Annotated in this window: 16 protein-coding genes and 2 pseudogenes; 12 read left to right on the top strand and 6 right to left on the bottom strand. The window is 56.1% G+C overall.

Annotation, left to right across the window (positions count from 1 at the left end):
- Positions 1 to 12 precede the first annotated feature (12 nt).
- Positions 13 to 1,413: a TolC family protein gene (locus Q363_RS04025; RefSeq protein WP_051978345.1), complete on the bottom strand. Its 1,401-nt coding sequence runs from the start codon at positions 1,411 to 1,413 to the stop codon at positions 13 to 15.
- Between the two features lie 167 nt (positions 1,414 to 1,580).
- Complete coding sequence (locus Q363_RS37795; protein WP_084079971.1) at positions 1,581 to 1,892, bottom strand: PadR family transcriptional regulator; 312 nt, start codon at positions 1,890 to 1,892, stop codon at positions 1,581 to 1,583.
- 188 nt (positions 1,893 to 2,080) lie between these two features.
- Between Q363_RS37795 and Q363_RS04020 the strand changes: the two genes are divergently transcribed.
- The 4 genes from Q363_RS04020 to Q363_RS04005 all read left to right on the top strand — a co-directional run bounded on the left by Q363_RS04020 (position 2,081) and on the right by Q363_RS04005 (position 8,649).
- Positions 2,081 to 2,779, top strand: a complete 699-nt coding sequence (locus Q363_RS04020; protein ID WP_084079969.1) for a UdgX family uracil-DNA binding protein — start codon at positions 2,081 to 2,083, stop codon at positions 2,777 to 2,779.
- A gap of 104 nt (positions 2,780 to 2,883) precedes the next feature.
- The gene (locus tag Q363_RS04015; RefSeq protein ID WP_035348052.1) at positions 2,884 to 3,927 is read left to right on the top strand and encodes a P-loop NTPase family protein; all 1,044 of its coding nucleotides are present in this window, start codon (positions 2,884 to 2,886) and stop codon (positions 3,925 to 3,927) included.
- On the top strand, positions 3,924 to 5,438 hold the full coding sequence (locus Q363_RS04010; RefSeq protein WP_035348051.1) for a DNA polymerase Y family protein: 1,515 nt from the start codon (positions 3,924 to 3,926) through the stop codon (positions 5,436 to 5,438). The genes Q363_RS04015 and Q363_RS04010 overlap by 4 nt, the downstream gene beginning before the upstream one ends.
- Complete coding sequence (locus Q363_RS04005; protein ID WP_035348050.1) at positions 5,431 to 8,649, top strand: DNA polymerase III subunit alpha; 3,219 nt, start codon at positions 5,431 to 5,433, stop codon at positions 8,647 to 8,649. The genes Q363_RS04010 and Q363_RS04005 overlap by 8 nt, the downstream gene beginning before the upstream one ends.
- 218 nt (positions 8,650 to 8,867) lie before the next feature.
- Here Q363_RS04005 and Q363_RS43690 read toward each other — a convergent pair whose 3' ends face one another.
- From Q363_RS43690 to Q363_RS03995, 3 genes are read right to left on the bottom strand one after another with little or no spacing between them, the layout of a single operon-like run.
- The gene (locus Q363_RS43690) at positions 8,868 to 9,107 is read right to left on the bottom strand and encodes a winged helix-turn-helix domain-containing protein (protein WP_245632042.1); all 240 of its coding nucleotides are present in this window, start codon (positions 9,105 to 9,107) and stop codon (positions 8,868 to 8,870) included.
- On the bottom strand, positions 9,028 to 9,597 hold the full coding sequence (locus Q363_RS04000) for a response regulator transcription factor (protein ID WP_051978344.1): 570 nt from the start codon (positions 9,595 to 9,597) through the stop codon (positions 9,028 to 9,030). The genes Q363_RS43690 and Q363_RS04000 overlap by 80 nt, the downstream gene beginning before the upstream one ends.
- Positions 9,594 to 11,078, bottom strand: coding sequence for an ATP-binding protein (locus tag Q363_RS03995; RefSeq protein ID WP_084079967.1), 1,485 nt, complete (start codon positions 11,076 to 11,078; stop codon positions 9,594 to 9,596). The genes Q363_RS04000 and Q363_RS03995 overlap by 4 nt, the downstream gene beginning before the upstream one ends.
- 248 nt (positions 11,079 to 11,326) lie before the next feature.
- Here Q363_RS03995 and Q363_RS35660 point away from each other — a divergent pair, with 248 nt between their 5' ends.
- The 8 genes and pseudogenes from Q363_RS35660 to fumC all read left to right on the top strand — a co-directional run bounded on the left by Q363_RS35660 (position 11,327) and on the right by fumC (position 22,161).
- Positions 11,327 to 11,917 (top strand): carboxypeptidase-like regulatory domain-containing protein, encoded by a 591-nt coding sequence (locus Q363_RS35660; RefSeq protein ID WP_051978343.1) that lies wholly within the window; start codon positions 11,327 to 11,329, stop codon positions 11,915 to 11,917.
- A complete protein-coding gene (locus Q363_RS35655; protein WP_051978342.1) occupies positions 11,914 to 12,339 on the top strand; it encodes an outer membrane beta-barrel protein in 426 nt (141 codons plus the stop codon). The genes Q363_RS35660 and Q363_RS35655 overlap by 4 nt, the downstream gene beginning before the upstream one ends.
- Positions 12,332 to 14,668, top strand: a pseudogene (locus tag Q363_RS35650) (outer membrane beta-barrel protein). The gene Q363_RS35655 and the pseudogene Q363_RS35650 overlap by 8 nt, the downstream one beginning before the upstream one ends.
- A 706-nt stretch (positions 14,669 to 15,374) precedes the next feature.
- Positions 15,375 to 17,066, top strand: coding sequence for an NAD-dependent malic enzyme (locus tag Q363_RS03985; protein WP_245632021.1), 1,692 nt, complete (start codon positions 15,375 to 15,377; stop codon positions 17,064 to 17,066).
- Between the two features lie 23 nt (positions 17,067 to 17,089).
- Entirely contained in the window at positions 17,090 to 17,848 is a 759-nt protein-coding gene (locus Q363_RS03980) for a succinate dehydrogenase cytochrome b subunit (protein WP_051978340.1), read from the top strand.
- Between the two features lie 50 nt (positions 17,849 to 17,898).
- On the top strand, positions 17,899 to 19,809 hold the full coding sequence (locus tag Q363_RS03975; protein ID WP_035348047.1) for a fumarate reductase/succinate dehydrogenase flavoprotein subunit: 1,911 nt from the start codon (positions 17,899 to 17,901) through the stop codon (positions 19,807 to 19,809).
- Between the two features lie 2 nt (positions 19,810 to 19,811).
- A complete protein-coding gene (locus Q363_RS03970; RefSeq protein ID WP_051978339.1) occupies positions 19,812 to 20,618 on the top strand; it encodes a succinate dehydrogenase/fumarate reductase iron-sulfur subunit in 807 nt (268 codons plus the stop codon).
- A gap of 139 nt (positions 20,619 to 20,757) precedes the next feature.
- Positions 20,758 to 22,161, top strand: a complete 1,404-nt coding sequence (fumC, locus tag Q363_RS03965) for a class II fumarate hydratase (protein ID WP_157466515.1) — start codon at positions 20,758 to 20,760, stop codon at positions 22,159 to 22,161.
- A gap of 646 nt (positions 22,162 to 22,807) precedes the next feature.
- On the opposite strand, the pseudogene Q363_RS43685 reads toward fumC, so the two are convergent.
- Positions 22,808 to 23,028 (bottom strand): annotated as a pseudogene (locus Q363_RS43685) (IS701 family transposase); the annotation flags it as partial.

The following is a 23,028-nucleotide window of genomic DNA, read 5'->3' as shown; positions in this document are numbered from 1 at the left end:
GAGTCGATTCCTCTAACGGTTGACTTCCTGCAAGAAGGGCTGCAGATCGCCGCGGATGTACTGCAGCTTCAGGAAAGCTCGCCAGACGTTGAGCCGCGCCAGTGCATTGTCGATATCAGCCTGAACAAACAACCGCTCAGATTGGGCTACGTCATCGACAGGCGCTAATCCGGCCTTATACCGGGCCGTTGCTTGATCTAACGCTGTTCGAGCGGCCTGGACCTGTATTGGTGTGTTTTGCGCAATCGTGGTGGTCGCGCGGAACTCCGCAAGCGCCTGCTCGAACTGTTCCTGAAGGCTTCTGGCGGTAAGATCCTCGTTGGCCTTGACAGCCTTGAGCATCGAGCTTTGTGTAGCAGCCTTGTCATGGATGCTGGCGAAATCCATAATGGAAAAGGTGATGTTGATTCCGGCAACATAGTTACCGACGTTTGGTGCCAATCCATTTGCGCCTGGGAGACGCCCTCCATCTATCTCGGCTCCCGTGCCACGGCCGTAAGCGGCACCTTCCAGATTGAATTGTGGCGCCCAGCTTCTTCGAATGGAGCGAAGCTGCGCTTCATTTTCTGCGGTCGCAGCCTCTCGCTCGGCCATCACAGGGTTTGTTGTTGGGTTGAACGGAACATCTCCACTCGTAACCGGAATCGTTGTCAGTAATCTCTCCTGAGGACTGAGAGTAGCAACTGTTGCGCTTTGAAACTTTTTGAGGGTGGCGAGGCTGCTATCCACCGCTTGCTGAGCGAGGGCAACCTGGTTCGATGCTGCAGCCTTTTCCGCGTCGACTCGTGACTCGTCCGCGCCAGGACGAAGTTCCACCGCGGTAAGAGCGTGAATGGTCCGCTTTAAAATCTCCCAGTTATCGACAGCTGTCTCAGCCGCTTTCCTGGCTTGCATTGAAGCGAGAACGGAAAGGTATGCATCCGCTGCGGCGGTCTCAACTTCAAGTTGTGTCCGAAAGTTTGCAGCGGATGCCTGATCTCTCTGCGCTTGTGCTGCGCGAATGTTAGCCGAACGGACACCGAAGTCAAAGGGCTGCCAGCTGATGAGCACCCCGGTTGCGCTACCCCATACTGACCCGCCGTTATTGGTACCGATGACCGGACCCGACATCGGTGGAATGATCGCTTGTGGCAGCAGGCTTCCGAATACGTTATTCCGGGTACCTCGATTGAATTGCGCAACGGCATCGATCCGAGGCAGATAGGCAGTGCGTGCTAACTCGATACGTGCGGCTGATGCCTTCAACTCCTCCTGCGAGATGTGTATCGCCGGATAGTTCTTTCCAGCATCTTCGACGACCGAACTCAACGTCAGAGCGTTCTCTGCCAGTTGTGCATATGCCAGAGACTGCGGCGCCAAAACCAGAAAGATTATCCCCAGAGGTATTTTGGGTGGCACACGAAACGAAATCATCGGGGTTGAAGTCCTTCTCTCAAATACTGTCTGGCTCTTAGAGAAGACGTTATATCGAAATTCGATAATAAAGCAATCTCTCATTGCCTGTGTGCCGGATGCGTCAGATGAAACTTAAGCTGAGGTTAATTTTTCGATTCAGATTTCCCGTTCTAAATCGGGAGTGTTTATTCATGTTCATCCATTTCGCGAAGGAGTTCTCGCACTTTTTCGTGTCCTTCCGAGAGAGCTCTTCGGCCCGCCGCAGTAGCTTTATAGACACGGCGAGTTCTCCCAGATTCGCATATCGTCTTCGAGCGCAGAAGCCCTTGCGCCTCCATTCCGTGCAGTAGTGGATAAAGAGTTCCCGGCCCCAGCCGGTAGCCGTGCCGAGAGAGTTCGTGGAGCATCTCCAGGCCGTAAATCGGTTCCCGGCTTGCATGATGCAAGACGTGTAGTCGGATCAGTCCTGCAAAGATGTCTCTTTGACCCTTGGCCATAGATAGAGGTTAGCAGCGCCTGCGGGATTTCCCGCAGTGGCAGGAATGTGCTATCTCATTAAATTAACAAGTGGCATAGAACAGAAATCAGTCGCTTTCGAGATGGCCATTGATATCGGATGGAGCTGCTTCCGCGTCCAAAGATTTGTGAACGAATCGACGGGAAGAAGCATCGATGACGTGCTTTAATGCAGCGCGCCAGAAGACACCAAGCATCAAATCAGACGAGGCCTTCGTATCTGATGAGAGAGGATGCTTCGTCGTTTGTGCCTAAGGATCGAATCCTGCCTGTGCTGCGGGATGCGGTTCAGCATTGCCGAGGCTGTGATCTTTATCGAAACGCAACGCAAGCTGTCTTTGGTGAATTGGAGACAGGAGCAGAATCGACGAAGCCGAGCGTTGCAATCATGATGATTGGCGAACAGCCTGGCGACCAGGAAGACAAGCAGGGGAGACCCTTCGTCGGGCCAGCCGGGAAACTGTTGGACAGGTGTTTGCAGGAAGCAAATATCGACCGCAGCAAAGTCTATGTGACGAATACGGTGAAACACTTCCGATGGGAGCCACGTGGCAAACTTCGCATTCACAAGAAGCCCAGCATGAAGGAGATTCATGCTTGCAGGCCGTGGCTGGATGCGGAGTTGGAGACCGTTCGCCCGAAGTTGATTGTCTGCCTTGGGGCAGTTGCAGCCCAATCCTTACTGGGATCTAAATTCAAGATCACGCAGTCGCATGGGAAAGTTCAGCGGGCGGAGGGGGTTCCGCCCATCATCGCGACTCTGCATCCTTCGGCGATCCTGCGTGCCCGTACGGACGAAGACCGCGAGCGCGATATCAAAATCTTTCTTGAAGACCTGCGACAGGCCACCGAGTTTCTGAAAAAATAACCCCGTCATTTCATGAAAATAGACCAGATTGCACAGATGTTGAGGCAGGAGCGGATTGACAGCGTGGGTCTGCGGTGGCGAATATAAGGCGAAGATAGCTGACTATGCCTTCTGCCACAACACTCCGCCGTCAGATCGAATCGACCCTTGCGAACCGGATTCCTTCGGCGCTCACACCTGCACCGCGAACGATACGACCGGTGGCGCCTTCAGGAGTTCAAGCGGTTGATGAGCTATTGGACGGTGGGTTCCCTCTCGGTGCAATCACGGAGCTTCTTGGGCCTGAGTGCTCCGGGCGTACTTCGCTTGCACTGTCCTTTCTCGCCCGGATGACGCAAGCAGAGAGGGTGTGTGCCTGGATCGATGTATCGGACGCGCTTGATCCAGAGTCGGCAGCGGCAGCAGGGGTGAATTTATCGAGGCTTCTCTGGGTACGTTGCGGAGCGCAGGTCACATCACGCAAGTCCTCCTTAGCGCAACGGACATTCTCTCTACCTGAGAACTATCTTGTTCCTCCGCCGATCAAGAAGGGGCTGCATGGCGGAGGTTTCGGACCGCACCCGCGCGACGAAGTCAAAGGGCTTTCCGATGCAGTCGGCGGCCTGCTGCGAGCGGAGGCATTTGCTCCACGTTGCGCGGAGATGCAGTGCAAAGAACGGCCAGAGAAGGAAGGGTTCAAGCCGATTTTGCAACAGACAGAGACAAAGCGTCGCGGAACGCTGGTTCCGTCCCATAAACCGTTGTCACGAATCGAACAGGCGATCCGCGCAGCTGACCTGCTTCTACAAGGCGGTGGATTCAGCGCGATCGTTTTCGATATGGGCAGCATCGCGCCGGAGTTTGCTTCGCGCGTGCCGCTGGCAACGTGGTTTCGCTATCGTGCTGCCGCAGAACGGACGCAAGCCAGCGTTGTTCTTCTTACGCAACATCCCTGCGCAAAGAGCAGTGCAGAGCTATTGTTGTGGCTTCAACCAGGCAACGCATGCCGCGATGAGGCCACGGTCTTTACTGGAATGGAGCACCATCTGGAGGTTGCTCGGCGTCGTTTCACACAGGCTCCGACGAATGTCGTTCCCCTGCGCAAGCCGCCGCAACGAGCGACCATTGCGAACTGGCGTAGCCGAACCACCTGGGCAGGCCCGCGATGACGAAGCCAGCAGAACTGTTCGCATGCCTCTATGCAAAGGAGTTTCCTGCGCAGGCATTGTTGCGGTTGAGGCCAGGTCTTCTCGATAAGCCATGCGTGGTTATGGAGGGGGAAGCTCCGTTCGAGCAGGTCTGCTCGCTCACGCGGAAGGCGCGCCTTCTCGGCCTGTCACGGAGCATGAAGCGGGTAGAAGTGGAGACATTTCCATCGGTCACCGTGCTTCCGCGTTGCCAGCGAGAAGAGACAGGAACGAAGACGGTTCTCCTCGAATGCGCGGGCGGGTTCTCACCACGCGTCGAAGACAGGAGCGAAGACGGCGCATTTCTATGCGTGATCGACATAGCAGGAACAGGGAGGTTGTTTGGCCAGCCGGAAGCCCTGTCGAAGAATCTTCTCACGCGCGTGCAATCGCTCGGCGTGACAGGCTACGTTGCCGTCAGCCACAATTTTCATGCTGCAATCGCCCTGGTCAAAGGAATGCCTCTGCGAAAGACGGTGAAGGTCATCCTGCCGGGGGAGGAGATGACAGCGCTCGCCTCGCTTCCTCTTGCGGTCCTCGATCTTCCTGAAGAACATGCTGAGATATTTGCTTCCTGGGGCATCCGCACTCTGGGGATGTTGGCGGCGTTGCCCGAGAAGGAGCTGGTTGCCAGAATCGGGCAATCCGGCAAGCAGCTTCTACAGTTGGCGCGAGGGGAGATGCCGCACTTATTTCAACCGGTAGAGCCAGCCTTCACGCTGGAAGAGTGCATGGAACTGGATTCGCCAGTGGAACTGCTTGATGCGCTGCTCTTTGTAGTAAACGCCATGCTCGAACAGTTGATCCTTCGGGCCAAGGCTCGTGTGCTTGCGTTGGCCTCCGTCAGCATCGTATTGAAGCTGGAAGATGAGAGAGAGCACACGAGCACAGTACGGCCTGCGCAGCCGACTAACGAAAAGCAGATCTGGCTCAAGCTTCTTCAGCTTGACCTCGAAGCCCATCCGCCGCAGGCAGCCATCCTCGCACTGTCGTTGACAGCCGAACCGGGAAGCGCCAGCAAGGTGCAATTGGGACTGTTCTCACCGCAACTGCCAGAACCGGCGCGGCTCGACGTTACACTGGCACGCATTCGCGCTATTGTGGGCGACGGAAATGCAGGCTGCGCGGTGCTGCAAGATACGCATCAACCAGGCGAATTCAGGATGGAGCCATTCGTTGTTTCGGTGGGCTCTTCTTCCGTCATTCCTGCGAGCCAATCTCGATCCGCTATGCGAAGACTTCGTCCGGAAGAGGCCATCTCCGTTACGGTGCAAGGCCAGCGGCCAAAGGCGTTCATTTTTCGGGAAAAGCATTATGTCATCGAGCAGAGCTATGGCCCCTGGCTGACAAGCGGAGATTGGTGGAAGCCCACGCTTTGGGGGTTTGAGCAATGGGATATTGTGGCGCGAGCACACGACAGTGCTCTGCTGTGTTGCTGCCTGGTACGCGAACGGATCGAGGACTCCTGGCAGATGGCGGCGCTCTATGACTAGCGGGTTTGTGGAGTTGCACGGTGCGAGCGCGTTCAGCTTTCTTGAGGGAGCATCCCTGCCGGAGCAGCTCATAGAACGTGCTGTCGAATTGGAGATGCCTTCGATGGCACTGCTCGACCGCAACGGTGTCTATGGCTCTGCACGATTCCATACCAGCGCAAAGAGAAACGGGATTCGCGCACATGTTGGAGCGGAAGTCGCCGTCTCGAGTTTCGGCTCTCGTCTCGCACCTCCTGCGTGGTTGCCGTACCAGCACAAGACCGAACCGCCGCGCCTATCCCTGCTGTGCGAATCGAGGAGAGGTTACCAAAACCTCTGCCAACTCATAACGCAGTTCAAGATGCGAGAGACGACGAAGGCCGAAGGCGCCGCAAACTTCGCTGATCTGGAGCAATATGCTGCCGGCCTGGTCTGCCTGACTGGAGGGGATGAGGGACCTCTGGCCGCCGCACTCATGCGTGGCGGAGAAGAAGCTGGCCGCGAAGTTGTCGAACGGCTTATACGCATCTTTGGCCGCGAGAATGTCTACGTCGAGCTGCAACGACATCGGGAACGCGAAGAGGAATGGCGCAATCAGGCAGCTATTCGCATCGCGCGATCTTTGTGCCTGCCGGTGGTCGCTACGAATGGAGTGCGCTATGCGACTGCATACGACCGCGAGATTCTGGACCTTTTTACTGCGATCCGCCAGCATGTCCAGCTTGATCAGGCTGGCCGGTTATTGGCGATGAACTGCCAACGTCATCTGCGTTCGGCTCGGGAGATGACGGCGCTCTTCCGTGACATTCCAGGAGCGGTCGAAAACACCATCGATTTGTCTTCGCGGCTGAAGTTCGAGTTGAGTGATCTTGGCTATGAGTTCCCGCACTATCCCGTGCCGGATGACGAGACGATGGATAGTTTTTTACGGAAGCGCGTAGCCGAGGGCGTGCAACGGCGCTATGGCCCCCAGAACGACCGGAACCTGGTGGAGCGCGCGAAGAAGCAGGTGGAGCATGAGCTATCGCTTATCGCAAAGCTAGGTTTCGCTGGATACTTTCTGATCGTCTGGGACATCGTCGAATACTGCAAGCGCAATGACATTTTGATCCAAGGCCGGGGTAGTGCCGCCAATTCCGCTGTTTGCTATGCGCTCGAGATCACGGCCATCGATCCGGTCGGAATGAAGTTGCTCTTCGAGCGTTTCCTGAGCGAGAGCCGCGGCGAATGGCCGGACATCGATCTCGATCTTCCCTCCGAAGAAAAGCGCGAGCAAGCCATTCAATACGTTTACAAGCGATATGGCGAGCTTGGGGCTGCGATGACCGCCAACGTCACCACGTACCGGCAGAAGTCGGCTGCGCGGGAGGTTGGCAAAGCGTTGGGCTTCGATGAAGACTCACTGGGCCGACTGTCGAGCCTTGCCGGCCAGTGGGAGTGGCGTGGAAAGACCGACACGATGGCGCACTCTTTTTTGCATGCCGGGTTCGACATTCGAAACCCGCGCATCGCCAAGTATCTTGAGTTGTCCATGAGGATTCAGGACCTGCCGCGCAATCTCAGCCAACACTCCGGCGGCATGGTGATCAGCAAGGGGCGACTGAACCAGGTCGTTCCTCTGGAACGCGCTTCGATGCCGGGCCGGACCGTTGTCCAGTGGGACAAGGAAGAATGCGCCGATCTCGGCATTATCAAGGTGGATCTGCTGGGCCTCGGCATGATGGCAGTGATCAAGGACTGCCTGGAACTCATTCCTGTGCACTACGGCGAACAGGTCGACCTGGCGCATCTGCCGGAGGACGAAGAGGTCTATCGGACACTGCAGAAAGCCGATACAGTCGGCATGTTCCAGGTGGAGAGCCGGGCGCAGATGGCCTCACTGCCGCGGAACAATCCTGAGAAATTCTACGACCTCGTTGTGCAGGTCGCCATCATCAGGCCCGGCCCGATCGTGGGTCAGATGATGCACCCATATATGAGGAGGCGGCAGAAGAGGGAAGAGGTCACCTACCCACATCCGTCGCTTGAACCTGTATTGAAGCGCACTCTGGGCGTGCCGCTCTTCCAGGAGCAGTTGCTGCGCATGGCCATGACCGTTGCCAACTTCACCGGCGCAGAGGCCGATGAACTCCGCCGCGCCATTGGCATGCGTCGTTCCTGGGAGCGCATGAAGAACCTGGAAGGCAAGCTTCGCGCTGGCATGAATGCCAATGGCATTGACACGACTACCCAGGACAACATCGTGCAGAACATTAGTTCCTTCGCCCTCTACGGTTTTCCGGAGTCTCATGCAGCATCGTTCGCGCTGATCGCATATGCATCTGCTTATTTCAAGGTCAAGTATCTGGCTGCGTTTACTTGCGCGATCCTCAATAATCAACCGATGGGTTTCTATTCGCCCGCAGTATTGGTCAAGGATGCGCAACGGCATGGGCTGCGCGTGAAGCCTATCGACGTTCAGGTCTCAGAGTGGCCCTGCACCGTGGAGCATGAGCCTGATGGTTCGTTGTCATTGCGCATGGGTTTGGGTTATGCCAAGCGTCTGCGAAGACAATCTGCTGAGGCGCTTGTGGCGTCCCGCGTACAGGATGGACCGTTCCGCTCGACAGAAGATCTTGCATTACGGGTCGCGTCGCTGGACAGGAAGGAACTCGCGCTGCTGGCCCGTATCGGCGCTTTGAACAAGGTGGATGGAATCGCGCATCGGCGCAACGCACTCTGGCAGGTGGAGCGCGCCGGCAAGATGGAAGGACCTCTGCTCAGGCAACGAAGCGAATGGTTGCAGGAAGATTCAGAGGCACTTCCTCTTCAGCAAATGAACGTTGAAGAACGCTTGATCGCGGACTACGCGGGTACTGGACTAACGACCGAGAGGCATCCGATGCATCATCGCCGTTCAGAATTGCGCCGCCGGGGCGTCCGGTCAGCCGAGGAATTGCGGCAATGCAAAGACGGCGAGTTCGTCCGAGTAGCAGGATGCGTAATCGCCCGCCAGCGGCCAGGCACGGCTAAGGGATTTATCTTCCTTTCGATGGAAGATGAGACCGGCATTGCCAATGTCATCGTTACACCCGACCTTTATGAGCGGGACCGTCTGATAGTCACACGCAGTAAATTTCTCCTGGTGGAGGGGAGGCTGCAGAATCAGGACAACGTGGTTCATGTGAAAGCGACTCGGCTCATGGAGTTATGCAACACTGTGCTCGAATTGCGATCTCATGATTTTCATTGATCAGTTACTAAATCAAAAGCACTAACACAGTAATTCGCTAATGAGTACAAATACAACGTGTGCCTGCGTGAGATCCAAGGTAGACACATGTGGTGGTCTCCGAACTCGTCGTAAAACACTGGTGGCATACTCCGCTCCACAACCAGCGAGCCCAGCTACTAAAGCTGTTGCTGCTGGTACGCGGCAATCAGCGCGTCATGCTCAATATTCCTTGGTATCTATAAGTCAGACTGAGTTGTTACCTCGAGACGAGAAGCAAGTCGCCTTACGCCTCTCGAAAGCGATAGCCGATGTAGCTTTCCGTCAAGATATAAGAGGGCCGCGCCGGGTCGTCTTCGATTTTTTTTTCGAAGCTGGTTGATAATCACACGCAAATATTCACGTTCGTTGCCATACCCTGAACCCCATATGGAAGTCAGTAGCCGTTGGTGTGGTATGGGCCGGCCGGCATGCTCCATCAAATAACGCAACACCGCGAACTCTTTCGGAGAGGCGAACCTCCTGTCCCATCTTTTCAACTCGATGCCGATCAGGATCAAGCTGTAAGCCACCGATCACGACAGAGGAATCGGACTGGACTGCCGACGCCTTCGAGCGACGGATTGCCGAACGCAATCTCGCGGTCAGTTCTCGAATCTGAAAGGGCTTGGTCACATAGTCATCCGCGCCCGCATCGAGCGCCTCCACCTTGTCGTCTTCTTCTTCTCGCACCGTGAGCATAATGATAGGAACATGGGGGTGGCTGCGGTGAATTCTCCGACATGTTTCGATTCCTCCCATCCCAGGCATATTGATGTCGAGCAACACTGCGTCGTAGTCGACCATTCGCAGGCGCAATAGGGCTTGCTCTCCATTGCTGGCCTCCCCGATCGTGAATCCCAATGCAGTCAGAGTCTCAAACAGGCTCTGCCGGATTCCTGCATCGTCCTCTACGATGAGCACATTCATTCGCTGTGCCACGTATCCATCTCCTTTGCTGTTCGGGGCAACGTGAGAAAGAATGTGGTCCCCGTGCGCTCGCCGCTGTTCACCCAGGCGCGTCCCTGGTGTGCCTCCGTTATCCGCTTCACTACGGATAAACCAATACCCGTCCCGGACGCCCTGCGATCCGAGCCGGGACTGCGATAGAAACGATGGAATATCCTCTCCCTCTCGTGAGGAGGGATAAAAGAACCTTCATTCCTTACGCTGATAAGCGTCTCCGCAGGTTCTTCCTGAACGTCAATCGTGATGGAAGAGTCAGGGCTTCCGTATTTAGCCGCATTATCCAGCAGTTGAAAAAACGCCATCTCCAGAAGTTGCCTATCGGCCCATACCAGGCTCCGCGTTCTCGCCAGAAGCTGGACTGGGCGTGCGCCGAGCTCCTGCTGGGACGCTTCAACGCTATTCTCTATCAGTTGAATGAGGTCGATCTGTTCCCGCTTCAATCTAAGGTCGGCACTATCGATCCTTGCGGTGCGGAGAAGACGCGTCGTCAGATCGTTGAGATGACCAGCATGTTCATCGATCAGGGCCACGAGCCTCTTCTCCGCACCCGACAACGTCCCCATTTCAAGCAAGCCGGAACTGGAGCTTCGAATCGTTGTCAACGGAGTTTTGAACGCATGCGCAAGACCGTCCAGCACGGCGGAACGAAGTTGCTCACTTTGCCGGGCTGCTTCGGCGGTGCTCTCCGCAGAGAACGAGCGCGCCCGCTCGATCACAACGGCCGTTAACGAAGCGGTTGCATTGATCGAAGCCTCATCGAGCGAATGACCGCAGATGACCAGCGACCCAATGGCTCGCGTGCCTGAGCGAAGGACGCGTCGGGACGTGGCGGTCAGGGAGTTATCCTCGTTGCACTCTGCAAAGTAGGTGGAACGAACCTCATCGTCTGTGATCTCACAGGTGCCGCTTGTGCACAGATGCAGGTCGTAGGCGTTCCATAGCGCAACTCCCTTCACGTGGAGTGTGGCTTGAATCAGGTTCGTTAGCTGCTGATCGACCGGTTTCTGATGGTCCAGCAGAAGAACATTCTGACTCAATTCATACAGCTTCTGGAGTTGCGATCGATGCATCTCGGCTTCGCGAGCATGACGGCTAACCTGATTGGAGAGACGGCTCACCAGCAGGGCAACGCTTTCAAAAGTGGCCAGGGCTACCCAGTCATGGGTATCCGTCATATAAAGCTGGAACAGCGGCTGGGTGAAAAAGTAATCGAGACAAACCACCGATAGCAGCGATATGGCGCTCGCTTCCAGAAAGCCCCAGCGCAATGCAATCGCCGTCACGAGAAAGAGATGAATCGAGGTAGCCGACGAGAGATTGAAATGAAATTGGTAGGCCACACCCAGGTAAAAAGCAGGGACGCAGTGCTTCCAAGGACGATCCTGGTAGCGACCACACGAATTGATCTCTTGGTCATTCTCGCTTGATCCCGGTGAACGCAAAGTTTAGCTTTAAACCCATAAAAAACTCATAAGGACAGCGTTTATGCGCTTCTTACGGATCTCGCGATTCACTGAGGATGGCCGGCGACGTCCGGCCCTACGAGGTGATACGAATGACCTACATTTGGAGGCTTTCCAAGTCTGATTCGCCAGTCATGACGAAAGAAGTGACCTGCAGCGAGCAGGGTGATGCAAGATTTCATAGCACTGAGAGGGATTCCAGGAGTGTTTTAGCAGCACAAGCAGGTATGTGGAAGTGGCTATATCTGCTCGCTGCTCTATGTCTCGCCTTCGTCTGCCAAACCACAGCTGTGCATGCGCAGTCGACGTTCGGAAGCATCATCGGCACCGTGCAGGATCCATCCGGCGCGGTGGTGCCCGACGCTGTGATACACGTCAAAAACATGGATGACAATACGACAAGAGAGACCCGCACCAATGAGGCGGGAGAGTATCTGGTGTTGAACCTCAACCCAGGCACGTACTCGATTACCGCTTCAGCGGACAATTTTGTCGATAAGACTCTGTCGAAGGTGACACTCGACGCGAGACAGCAACTGCGTGCCGATGTAAAGCTACAGTTGGCGGGTTCGGTGACGACCGTGGACGTTGAAGCAGCAGAGACCGCTGAAGTGAACACGGAAAACGGAACCATTGGAGACACGAAGAAGTTCAACCAGGTAGTGCAGCTTCCCATGAACTATCGCGGAGGCAACGACAGTCCGCTGGCGGCGCTGGTTGCGGTGCCCGGAGTCCAGCAGGACTCGAGCGGCAATCCTCGATCGGCGGAGGTACGTCGGCGCAGATCCAGTACTCGGTCGATGGCACATCGACGGTGAACATCCGGCAGAACGGCGCGCTGAACAATATGAATCCGTCATCGGAGTTGATCAGCGAGTTGAAGGTGACGCAGTTCAATAACAACGCCGAGTTCTCGCAGATGGCCGACGTGACCATCATCACCAAGAGCGGTAAGAAGGACTTTCACGGCAGCGCATTCGAGTATCTGCAGAACAGCGCCCTCGACGCAACGACCTGGGGTTTCGACAACAAGGCGCACAAGGCTTACAACACCTTCGGCGGAAGCTTCAGCGGGCCGCTGCGCCTGCCGCACGTAAAGGCTGGCGAGGACAAGACCTTCTTCTTTGCGGACTATGAGGGGAATCGGCGGCGGTTTACGACTCCGCTGGTGCTCAGCGTACCGACGGCAGCGATGCGTTCGGGCGACCTGACGAACCTTCCGGGGGCCGGCGGTGGTTGACCCTGCCACGGGAAAGCCGTTCGCGAACAATCAGATTCCGTCCAACAGGCTGAGCGCTGTCTCACAATCGCTGTTCAAGAACTATGTGCCGCTTCCGAACTTCGACAATGGCACCGACACGACGGGCAACTACCGCGTGCAGGCATCCACGCCGGCGAACATCAACGGATACGACGTTCGTATCGACCGCACCATCAGCGACAAACAGCAGATCTATGGACGCTGGAGCTGGAAGAACGTGGACTCGACGTTTACGAACAACCTGCTGCCGACGGAGGTGCACAAAGAGTCGAACCGCAACCTGATTCTGTCGCACAACTACACAATTCGCCCGACACTGTTGAACGAGGCGCGGTTTGGACTCACCTACTACACCGCCGTTGTCGACTTCCCCATCAGCGGCGCGAGCGCGGTGCAGCAGCTTGGGTTGCAAGGGTTGAACCTGAGCGATGTTCCCAACGTGAATGCGTTTCCGACGTTTGATTACAGCGACGGAACGAACTTTAATACAATTGGCTGCGACAAGACGGGAACGACGCGGTCGCAGACGCTCCAGTTCACCGACAATCTTTCTTGGGTGAAGGGCAACCATACGGTGAAGTTTGGCGTGGACTTCCGCAGGGTTCGCTATACCGATCTGGAGAGCTTTGGCGGATCGAACGACTTTGGTGCGTTCACCTTCAATGCAGCGACGTTCAGCGGAAACGCGTTTGCAGACCTTTTGCTCGGCCTGCCATCGAAGAGCTACGTTGCGCAATCGGGGCCCGATACGAAGCTGCATGCCTATCAGGCCGGCTTGTATGGGCAGGATGAGTGGCACATGACGCGGTACATCACGCTTAGCGCTGGTCTGCGCTGGCAGGCGCTGCCGCCATTTATCAGCGATAACAACAACCTGGGCGCGTTCGATCCTTCGAACGGCGGGTTCATACTTACGAACAACGGGACCGCGCGACAGGCGATGCTGAACACGATCAATGCGTGTCCTGGCGTGAATGGGAACCTGCCGTGCGCGCCGATCGAGAAGGCCAGCAAGGTGGGCGTGGGCGACGGGCTGCGCCAGTTCTATAAGAAGAACTTTCAGCCGCGGCTCGGTGTGGCGTATCGTCCGTTCGGCGACAACAAGACGGTCTTGCGCGCGGGCTTCGGCGTCTTCACCATGACGAGCCTGGGGCAACTCTCGTTCAACACGACGAACATCAATGTGGGCGTGGTGCAGACGACGGCGAACCTGCTTCCGGACGGGAAGGCAGCGTTTCAGTTCCCGAACGTGGCAGCCCCGCTTACGTCGGAGGAGTCGGCCGGGACGGGGGACTTCTACCAGAACGTGAATCTGCACTTCCGCGATCCGCAGGCGGCGCAGTGGAACCTTACGGCGGAGCGGCAGGTTACGAATGATCTGAGCCTGCGCGTCAGCTATGTTGGGATGAACTCGTATCGCATGGGGCAGACGGTCGATCTGAACCAGCAGCATGCGAGTGTGACTCCGAACGACTACAGCAAGAGGCCGTATCCGAACTGGGGAAGGATTCTGTCGAGCGAGAACGCGGGCAATGCGAACTACCAGGCGCTGCAGACGGAGCTCAACCAGAGGACGCATCATGGGCTTCTCTTCCAGGTGAATCAGACCTGGGCGAAGAACCTGAGCAATGCAGCGGGCGATGCTCCTTCGGTGTTTGCTCCGGAGGTTAACTATGGAACTCCGGTGGCGGACCACTTCAACCTGAGGGCGAATCGCGGCAACGTGGTGGGTACGCGGCGGCAGAGGTTTCTGGTGTCGGCGATCTATCAGCTTCCGTTCGGCAGCAATCGTCAGTATCTAAGCAACATGAACCGGTTTGAGGACGCGATCTTTGGTGGCTGGGAGATCAGCACGGTTTCTCTGTGACAGACGGGTCCGTACCTTACTCCGACGACGAGCCCGGGGAACGACACAGCGAACCTGAACCTGGTCTTCCGCGGCGCGGCTCTGCGACCTGATTGCATCGGAAACCCGGTTCCGGCGCATCGCACGCTGAACAGCTACTACAACATCAACGCGTTCAATCCTATTCCCGGAGCGGGGCGCATCGGCAACTGCGCTGTAGGCAGCCTTGTCGGGCCGGGCACGACGGCGATTGCGGGTGGACTGTCGAAGACCTTCCAGCTGCATGAGTCGCTGAAGATGCGGTTCGAGGCCACATTCACGAACCTTCCGAACCATCCGAACTTCGCGCCTCCGCCGGTGAATGTGTCGGCTCTGGATTCGTTCGGGCAGATCACGGCGGTGCAGACCGCGGATAATGCGGGGAATCGGACGGGGCAACTGGCGTTGCGGCTGGACTTCTGAGTGGAATTCCCTGTGGCCCGGGATCGTCTTTTGCGATTCCGGGCCACTGCAACCTACTGTCTCGCCTATGCAGAGGTTTGTGTCAGAACAAAACAGGTCATCCCCGTAAGGCATCTCGATGAGGAGATCTGGATAGCATTGAAGTACGATTCCACGACTTTGACTGAGGCCCGCGCTGAATGTTTTGGCGCGGGTCTCCTTTTGTGCGTATGACTTAGGAATCTCACTTCATGGTTCGGCAACGACCACATCCAAGATTCGGAAAGGCGAGCCACCGGCCATCTCACACCTGGTTCAGTGGGCTTGCCTTCGAATATTCTGTCAGTTTGCGTCAAGGCTTCAACAGGTGTCAGGATTTCCCCACGATGCCCGCTGCGGGTAGCGAATAAGCCGTTTGAATGCTGCAGATGAGGCGGTTAGGCGAGCAGTGGATTTGGTGATCTATTTGCAGAACTCTATTGAGGATGAGAAAGCAGGGACATGGCAAGGAGAATAGCTGACCGACTTGCAGATGTTCTTGGAAGCAGGAGTTCAGCGGCTCAGAGCTAGAAATCCAGACCAGGTGGCATCCAGATTCGGCAGGCTCTCGACCATGATGGGCGGGCATTCAACCGGGCGGTGGCGAAATCATTGACTTGGCGCGAGTCAATCTCAGTCGCTGATGGGCTTCCAATTTGATCAACTGCAAGGAGAAGGGAACACGCAAATGACAACAGCACTATCGGTCTCGCATTCCGGTCCGTCGGAGATACCTTACGGTATGGATCTCCTTAACCGGCAAGGCCTCAACAAAGGTACAGCTTTTACCGAGGAGGAGCGCACAAAATTTGGCCTTCACGCTCTGCTTCCGCCGCACGTGGAAACCCTTGACGAGCAGGTGGTCCGCGCTTACGAGGCATTCCAGGAAAAAGACAGCGACCTGGAACGGCATATCTATTTGCGCGCTCTGCAGGATACAAACGAAGTCCTGTTCTACAAACTTCTCCTCGACCACATCGAAGAAATGACGCCGCTTGTTTATACACCAACGGTCGCGCTGGCATGCGAACAATTCAGCCACATTTACAGACGACCTCGTGGACTATTCATTTCATATCCTCTCCGAGACTCAATTCCCGAGCTATTGCGGAGTCGTCCGAATAAGGACGTCGATGTGATCGTCGTGACCGACGGCGAACGCATTCTTGGCATCGGCGATCAGGGCGCAGGTGGGCTCGGCATCCCCATCGGCAAGCTTTCGCTGTACACACTCATCGGAGGTATTCGTCCCGAACGAACGTTGCCGATCGTGTTGGATGTGGGAACCAACAACACGGAACGACTCAACGATCCTGAGTACCTCGGATGGCGTCATGAACGGATTACCGGGCAGGCTTATTTCGACTTCGTTGATCAGTTTGTCCAGGCGGTAAAGCAGGAGTTTCCCGGAACATGCTTGCAATGGGAAGATTTCGCGACTCCACACGCCCTGCCCATTCTCCAGCGTTACCGTGATGAACTGCTGACTTTCAACGACGACATCCAAAGCACCGCAGCAGTTGCATTGGGAGCAGTTCTTGGCGCGGTCAATGTGACTGGAAAGAGTTTGAAGGACCAAAAGATCGTTATGCTCGGCGCCGGGTCGGCTGGCATAGGTGTTGCTGATGGATTACGTGCGGCAATGAAAGGCGAGGGACTAACTGAAGATGAGGCGCGCAGCCGCTTCTGGGTTATCGATAAAGATGGCCTGCTCCATTCAGGTCGAAAAGATCTCACTTCGGAGCAGACCGTTTATGCCAGACCCGAGAGCGAGGTGGCTGGCTGGCCTCATACTTCCAACGGACACATCAGTCTTGCCGACGTGATCGGAAAGATCAATGCGACGATTCTTATCGGTCTCTCAACCGTTGGGGGTGCCTTCTCGGAATCGATTGTTCGTGAAATGGCACGTAAGGTGGAGCGGCCGATCATCTTCCCACTCTCTAATCCGACCTCAAAGTCGGAGGCCAAGGCAGACGATCTTATTCACTGGACCGAGGGACGTGCCCTAGTCGCATCAGGTTCTCCTTTTGCCCCCGTCAATTATGGCGGTCGCAGGATCCCCATCGCGCAGTGTAATAACGTTTATATCTTTCCCGCTATAGGACTTGGGATCATTGCATCCGGCGCGCGGCGGGTCACCGAGCCGATGATGCTCGCAGCGGCACGGGTGCTCGGCGGAAATTCACCGGCGCTCAAAGATCCCGCCGCATCATTACTTCCGTCGTTAACCGACCTGAGGAGAGTTGCTGCAGAAATCGCATTCGCAGTTGGAGTCGAGGCACAAAACGATGGCGTCGCTCCCGCGCTCAGTGAGGACGAACTGCGTAGGCGCGTGCTGAAAACACAGTGGACGCCTGCTTACGCGCCATTGGAATAACAGGCAACGAAAGTGAGGTTCGAATGTCAACCAATGCAAGCTCGAATCCGGTAGTTCGCCCGGGTGACAATGTGACCACGCAAAACATTGTCGCCAGCCATCGTGCACTGGCCTTCTGGCACACCATGATCGGCAAGAAGATAGTAATGGCGGTCACCGGAGTGGTGCTTGTGGGCTTCGTGATCGCCCACATGTTAGGCAATCTCAAAATATTTTCAGGTCCTGATGAGATCAACGCCTACTCACGGTTCCTGCGGGAAGTAGGTACACCTGAGCTTGCCTATGGACAATTGCTCTGGGTGGTGCGAATCGTCCTGCTCTTATGTGTGGCCCTTCACATCACCGCCGCAGTCCAGCTCAGCAGGATGAGCTGGGCTGCGCGGCCAGTTGGATATGGCGTCAAACGCAACATTGAGACGACCTTCTCAGCACGCTTAATGCGCTGGGGCGGGGTCATCCTGGTCGCCTTCATCATCTTTCATCTCTTTCACCTGACCGCAGGTGCAGTTGGGTTCTATGCCGGACAGTTCAAACATCTCGAGGTTTACCAGAACGTGATGGCAGCCTTCACAGTCTGGCCCGTTGCGATCTTCTACATTGTAGCGATGGGCACGCTTTGCCTGCACCTGGATCACGGAATCTGGAGCATGCTGCAAACTCTTGGCTGGAACACCGCGCGAAACGAACGGACGCTGAAGTTCGTTTCACGAGCGATTGCGATCGTGGTTTTCCTCGGATTCAGCTCAGTTCCGGTATCGGTACTTGCAGACTGGCTGCACTAATCGCTGATCACCTTCATTAGCCGATCACCTTCATTAAAGGATGAACACAAATGTTGGAAGCAAGGATACCCTCAGGTCCAATCGAGCAGAAGTGGGGCAAGTGCCGCTACGACATGAAGCTGGTGAATCCCGCGAATCGCCGCAAGCACTCGATCATCGTGGTGGGCTCAGGGTTGGCGGGGGCGGCAGCGGCCGCTACTCTCGGGCGCCAAGGCTACCACGTCCACTGCTTTTCCTATCACGACACTCCACGCCGAGCGCACTCCATCGCAGCTCAGGGAGGCATTAACGCCTCCAAGAATTACCGCAACGACGGCGACAGCATCTTGCGCCTGTTCAAGGACACGGTCAAAGGCGGCGATTTTCGTGCCCGTGAAGCCAACGTCTATCGACTGGCGGAAGTTAGCGGTAACATCATCGACCAGTGCGTGGCTCAAGGCGTGCCGTTTGCAAGAGAGTATGGCGGACTCCTGGACAATCGGTCCTTTGGCGGCGTGCAGGTCGAACGAACGTTCTACGCGCGAGGCCAGACCGGGCAGCAGTTATTGCTCGGTGCTTACCAGGCCCTCGAAGAGCAGATAGCCGCCGGAACAGTCACGATGCATTTCCGGCATGAACTGATGGACGTGGTTATCGTCCATGGCAGAGCGCGCGGCGTCGTCACGCGCGAACTGGTTACCGGGCAGATAGACTGCCACGCTGCCGACGTGGTTGTGCTCGCAACGGGAGGGTATTCCAATGTTTTCTACCTCTCGACGAACGCCAAGGCATCTAACTGCACCGCCATCTGGCGAGCTCACCGCCGTGGCGCCCTCTTTGGCAATCCCTGTTTCACCCAGATTCATCCGACGTGCATCCCGTCGAGCAATGACTATCAGTCCAAGCTGACGCTGATGTCCGAATCGCTGCGAAATGATGGACGGATATGGGTTACCAAGAAACAGCATGACACCCGCGCGCCAAATGATATTCCAGAAAGCGAGCGCGACTACTATCTCGAGAACCGTTACCCAAGCTTTGGCAATCTTGTTCCTCGCGACGTCGCGTCGCGCAACGCGAAGGAAGTATGCGATGAGGGGCGCGGAGTAGGGCCGAACGGGCAGGGTGTCTTCCTAGATTTCGCCGATGCTATTCACCGCCTCGGTTTGCACACTATCCGCGAGAAGTACGGCAACCTGTTCGAAATCTATCAGAGAATTACTGGAGACGATGCGTATAAGGTGCCGATGCGCATCTATCCTGCTCCGCACTACACCATGGGCGGACTTTGGGTTGATTATCACCTGATGTCAACCATTTCCGGGCTGTTTGTTGGTGGCGAAGCGAACTTCTCCGACCACGGCGCAAACCGGCTCGGTGCCAGCGCGCTCATGCAGGGTCTCGCTGACGGCTACTTCATCCTGCCGGCGACTGTGCCCGATTACATTGCTTCCACGAAATTGGATCCTGTCAGCACCTCGGATAGCGCGTTCAAGGCGACGAAGGCCGAGGTGAAAGATCGTCTCGACAAGCTGCTTGCGATCAACGGCAAACGCAGTCCCGATTCGTTCCATAAAGAACTTGGAAAGATTGTTTGGGATGACTGTGGCATGGCCCGGTCTGATGCAGGATTGCGCAATGCGCTCGCTCGAATTCCTGAAATACGTGAGGAGTTCTGGCAAAACCTTCGTGTCGTCGGCACGGGCGAGGAGCTGAACCAGAGTCTCGAGAAGGCGAACCGAATCTCCGACTTCCTCGAACTCGCCGAACTCATGTGCACCGACGCATTAGACCGAACAGAGTCGTGCGGAGGCCATTTCCGTGTGGAAAGCCAGACATCGGAGGGTGAGGCCAAGCGTGACGACGCCAATTTCGCTTATACAGCCGCCTGGGAATGGAAGGGTGCCGGCCAGTCGCCGGCACTTTACAAAGAACCGCTGGCCTTCGAATACGTTCCTCTCTCCCAAAGGAGTTACAAGTAGCCATGAATCTCACGCTCAAAGTTTGGCGGCAGCAAAGCGCCGACGCAGCGGGCAGCTTCGTCAGCTATCAGGCGAAGGACGTGACACCCGACATGTCGTTCCTCGAAATGCTCGATTCCCTCAACGAGGACCTGATCAGCCAAAAGGAGCCTCCCATCGCCTTCGACCACGATTGCCGTGAGGGCATCTGCGGCTCATGCGGTTTCCTGATCAACGGTGTAGCCCACGGCGGGCAGCGCGGCACCACCGTTTGCCAACTCGCAATGCGCTTCTTCAAAGATGGGGACACGCTGACACTCGAGCCGTGGCGCGCCCGGGCCTTTCCGGTGATTCGCGATCTGGTCGTGAATCGGTCAGCCTTTGACCGAATCATCCAGGCAGGAGGCTTCATCAGCGCACCCACCGGAAGCGCTCCTGACGCCAATTCAATTTTGATTCGGAAAGAGGATTCAGACACTGCGATGGATGCGGCCGCGTGCATTGGCTGTGGAGCCTGCGTCGCGGCCTGCCCGAATGCATCCGCCATGCTTTTCACTTCCGCCAAAATAACTCACCTGAACTCGCTCCCGCAGGGCCAACCGCAGCGCGACCAGAGGACGCTCAGCATGGTGGTCGCGATGAGAAACGAGCTGTTTGGCAGCTGCACAAATCATGGGGAATGTGAAGCAGTATGTCCCAAGCGGATACCCATGGAGTTCATCGGGAAGATGAACCGCGATCTGATTCGATCGGTCTGGCGCCGACACCGGGAGCCACTCGTTATTCCCAGCGTTGCGCAGCTGCCATCTGCTGACGACTCTAACGAGTAGTTTCAGGAAGGCGACGAGGCACAACTTCGAAAGGATGCTCACTAGCATCTAAATCAACAGGCTCAGGCGCATGTTCACACATGGCCCTGAAGCCCGTTGCGACGCGGCGGTGAAATCTTGAAATGTGGCGGTGAGAGAAATGATGCCTGATGCATACCGTGTTGAGGAGGACGCCCTCGGCGACGTCCACGTTCCAGCCGATCACTTGTGGGGTGCGCAGACGCAGCGCTCGCATCTCAATTTTCCGATTGGAGTCGAACGCTTTCGCTGGGGTCGCCCGGTCATTCGAGCACTCGGTATTTTAAAGAAATGTGCTGCCCTGGCCAACGGCGAATTGGGTCAGCTTTCTAAGGAAAAAGTCGATCTGATCGTACGTGCCTCCCAAGAAGTGATCGACGGCAGATGGGATGATGAGTTTCCGTTGGTCGTGTTTCAGACCGGCTCTGGGACGCAGACCAACATGAACGCCAACGAGGTAATCGCCAATCGTGCGATCCAGCTTGCGGGCGGTGTGGTTGGCTCAAAACAACCAATTCATCCCAATGACGATGTGAATCATAGTCAGTCTTCGAATGACACCTTCCCCACCGCGATGCACATTGCCACTGTCGAAGCGATCGAGAATAGGTTGTTTCCTGCTCTCAACGCGCTGCGCGATGTATTCGAACAGAAATCGCAAGAGTACAACGGTCTCGTCATGGTGGGGCGAACCCACCTGCAGGATGCTACGCCGCTTACTCTGGGCCAATTGATCTCCGGCTGGGTAGCGCAGATCGACCAGGCACTCGAAGACATTCGCCGATCTCTCCCGCGAGTTTACGAACTGGCCATCGGGGGCACGGCAGTTGGCACGGGCCTCAATGCTCATCCCCGCTTCGGTGAAGTATCTGCTCGGAGGATCGCTGAAGAGACTGGTCGGCCATTTGTCTCAGCTCCCAACAAATTTGCAGCACTCTCAGCACACGACGGCATGGTCAGCGTGAGCGGAGCGCTTCGCACGCTTGCGGGGGCACTGATGAAGATCGCCAACGATGTGCGTTGGTATGCTTGTGGTCCGCGCGTCGGGATCGGTGAACTCAAACTTCCTGAAAACGAACCTGGCTCCTCCATCATGCCGGGGAAGATCAATCCCACTCAGTGCGAGGCACTCACGATGGTTGCAGTCCAGGTGTTTGGTAACGACCACGCCGTGGCGTTTGCAGGTTCGCAAGGTAATTTCCAACTGAATGTATATAAGCCGGTCATACTGCACAACGTTCTAATGTCGATCGAACTCCTCGCCGACGCCTCGCGCTCTTTCTGTGATCGTTGCGCCATTGGAATCGAGCCAAATGAGAAACGAATCAAAGAACATCTCGACAATTGTCTGATGTTGGTGACGGCGCTCAACCCGCACATTGGATACGAGAAGGCGGCGAAGATCTCATTGACGGCATACCACGAAGACCTTAGCTTGCGTGAGGCTGCTTTGAAGCTCGGCTTCCTCACTGCAGAGCAGTTTGATGCCTGGGTACGCCCACTTGAGATGACTCATCCGCTTTAACTTACGCGAGGGCCGCACTGTAGATACCGGTATCGAGCAGAAAAGTCATATGGCTCCAGATGCCTGGAACGTCGTTATTGCAGCGTACGGATCAGCTAAGCATTAGGATACTTACCGAATGTCATGAGATGGGCTTTCCCCATACCTAAAATGCCCAGCGCCATAGCTTTTCGCCTTGGGGCGTGACCATAGGTAACAGATTTCTGCCATTACAGATCTTGTACGGATTGTTCTTTGTCTTCGCTCGTTTGAGCACCAAAGTTTGCCGCCGGCGGGTGTTAACCATAGAAGAGAAATGCCAGCCGCATCGCTGAGCCGATACGGCTTTTCCTCGGTCTTGGCTTTCTTTACCTGAATGTCCGTTACGCTATCTTCCTCGAGCTCTCCCAATCTGGAGAAAATACCCCCTTCTGCTCTGACTAAAGTACCCCTACTGTACCCCCGCGCAATAAGTGGCTTCCTCGAAATCTCTTTGGACGTAAAAACACCAAAACCCAGTTTTTGCTGGGGTTTTAGTTTGGATTTTATTGGACGCTCTCTAGTACTACTGTGTTATAAACGTAGATGCAGACAACAGGGACATCTGGGCAGAGAGCGTGCAAGGTGGGTTGCGATCTGTCGGCGCAGGGTGGTAATGGATTGAGGATTATGCCGTTCTGTGCGGACGGGCAGCGCCTCTGGGCGTGTAGTCGGATCGCACGCGGGGTATGTGAATCTGGATGTGGGCTGCTTTGATTGGCCACGAGTTGCTTGAGGGGGGAAAAAGGCACCGCTCCAGAACCAGGAAGCTATAGGCAGCGATCGATAGAGTTGCATGATGATGAAACCCGCGCCAGTTCCGGCCTTCGAAATGTCCCAGGCCAAGTT

This window comes from Edaphobacter aggregans DSM 19364, from assembly GCF_000745965.1.
GTDB lineage: Bacteria > Acidobacteriota > Terriglobia > Terriglobales > Acidobacteriaceae > Edaphobacter > Edaphobacter aggregans.
The sequence above is the reverse complement of the archived record's forward strand: the minus strand, read 5'-3'. Positions and strand labels throughout refer to the sequence as shown.